Raw genomic sequence first — 2,125 nt, 5'->3', positions numbered from 1 at the left:
AAATCAGTTTTATCAAGTGACATTCATAGTGTAGCAAAACAAGGAGTAGTAACAACAGAAGAAATAGAAAGAATGTTATCAGATGCCTCACGAGAATTATCATCAAAACCATCAGGATTAAAAAAATTAGGAATTGATGAAATAGCGTTAACTCTCATGTCAAGGAAATTACTGTGCCGTATTAAGCGATTTAGAAACATCTGAATTAATTACACTTATCAAAGGAAGAACACAAGCGGAAATCGAGCCAGTCCTTGAGTCATGGGGTTCAGAGGTATTAGACCAAATAGAAGAAGTAAGTATAGATTTGTGGAAAGGTTATAAAACTCTAGTACAAAAACTGATGCCAAATGCTCAAGTAGTAGCGGACAGATTTCATGTAATGGTACAAGTTAACCAGGAGTTAGATACACAAAGAAAACGCGAAAGAAGGCAAGTAATAGATTTAACTATCAAATCAAAATCTGACAAAGAAGCAGCAGAACACAAAGAAAGATTAGAGGGGATAAACGATAGTAAATATTCATTATTAAAGAATGAAGAGGATTTAAATGAAAAGCAAAATATCAAATTAATGGAGGTTAAAAAAGTGTGTCCCAACCTAGCGATAATGCATAAATTAAAAGAAAAATTCCGGCAAATATTTGAAAACAAAAAAACAAATTGGTTGAGGGGATTGTTGAGAATTGGGATCTGGCAGAAAAGAGCTAAACAATATTTTCCGGATAGTGTGAAGACTATTACCAATTGGCTTGACGAAATAATTGCTTACTTTGATAATAGGACAACAAGTGGTGTTGTTGAAGGTATTAACAACAAGCTCAAGTTAATAAAACGTTCTGCGTATGGCTTTAGAAATTTTGAAAACTACAAGAATAGATGTTTGCTTACTTGGCATTTTAATTGTTAGTTTAGCATACTAAGTAAGGAAGAACCAAAGTTTTTTGGGCAGCCATTGCTGGAATTAATAAATCTTCCAGGTGATTCGCGATTGCTTCATTTTCTATTTGGGGACTATTTTTTTTCTTTGCATGGTCTCGGTTAATTCGTTTTTTTCAACGAGTAACGGGTTCAACTATGACTCAAATGCTTGCCAGATAGATAGATATTTCAGCCTATTTTACCTTTTTTTTGTCTACCCCCTTGACAATTTGCACTTTTTCTTAACTTGTCACAAATGGTCTGGGGGTATTAAGAAAAATTTATGCTTAAGTAAAATATTCTTAAAAGCATCTAATTCGGACCCAGAATATCAGTATAAATGACTATTAATCGTTCAAAATTGCTAACGGTGTTTTAGACTAACAGAGGCGAGCTGAGCCGGCGATATCAAAAGGCTGCCGCACAATTTGTTGCAACAGGACGGAAACGCATTAGAAATTAAGCCCGCTATCGGTGATTAATTGTAGCATTCTGGTTTTCAAGAGCGATCGTCCCTGAAGCTACTTTAGTAGCGATCGCTACTTTTTTAGTATAATCTTGTTGAAATGTATCAATTATGAACAGAAAATCCCTGGGAATCCATTTAATGAATCGGCTGAGCTATCCTCAAAAATTTACGACGAAGCGTCAAAAAAGATGGCAAGCGGCAATCTAGACCACAAAATTATTTTGGATAACAGAGATGAACTGGGGCAAGTAGTGGGTGCGTTTAACAAGATTGCCGATGCCTTAGTTTTTGCAAATCAAGAAATTACTGTTCTCAACGATCGCCTAAAAGCTGAAAATATGCGAATGAGCGCTGAACTAGACGTTACTCGCAAGATTCAGCAGATGCTGCTCCCAAAAGACCTAGAACTCAATGAAGTTGTGGGTTTAGATATTGCGGGATTTATGGAAGCTGCTGATGAAGTAGGCGGCGACTATTACGACGTACTCCAGCACGAAGGTAGAGTGAAAATTGGCATTGGCGATGTGACGGTACACGGATTGGAGAGCGGTGTTTTAATGATTATGGTTCAAACGGCAGTGCGAACTTTGCTCGCCTACAACGAACCCGATCCAGTCAGGTTTTTAAGCGCAATTAACAGTGTAATTTACGATAACGTGGGCTCTCCTGAACTTGTGGTGATAATTTTATCTAATCAGAAAAACAAGCTAATACGCGATTTCTGAAATTATGAAA

2 protein-coding genes and 1 pseudogene are annotated in these 2,125 nt (G+C 36.7%); all 3 read left to right on the top strand.

Going from position 1 to position 2,125, the window contains the following annotated elements; all coding sequences use genetic code 11:
- Positions 1-204 (top strand): annotated as a pseudogene (locus tag QUB70_RS32370) (hypothetical protein); the annotation flags it as partial.
- A 4-nt stretch (positions 205-208) separates the two neighbouring features.
- On the top strand, positions 209-910 hold the full coding sequence (locus tag QUB70_RS32365) for an ISL3 family transposase (protein ID WP_332985897.1): 702 nt from the start codon (positions 209-211) through the stop codon (positions 908-910).
- A gap of 569 nt (positions 911-1,479) precedes the next feature.
- Positions 1,480-2,115 (top strand): PP2C family protein-serine/threonine phosphatase, encoded by a 636-nt coding sequence (locus QUB70_RS32360; RefSeq protein WP_442927869.1) that lies wholly within the window; start codon positions 1,480-1,482, stop codon positions 2,113-2,115.
- The last annotated feature ends 10 nt before the right edge of the window (positions 2,116-2,125 follow it).

Source organism: Microcoleus sp. A003_D6 (genome assembly GCF_036702825.1).
In the GTDB taxonomy this organism is placed as follows: domain Bacteria; phylum Cyanobacteriota; class Cyanobacteriia; order Cyanobacteriales; family Microcoleaceae; genus Microcoleus.
The sequence above is the reverse complement of the archived record's forward strand: the minus strand, read 5'-3'. Positions and strand labels throughout refer to the sequence as shown.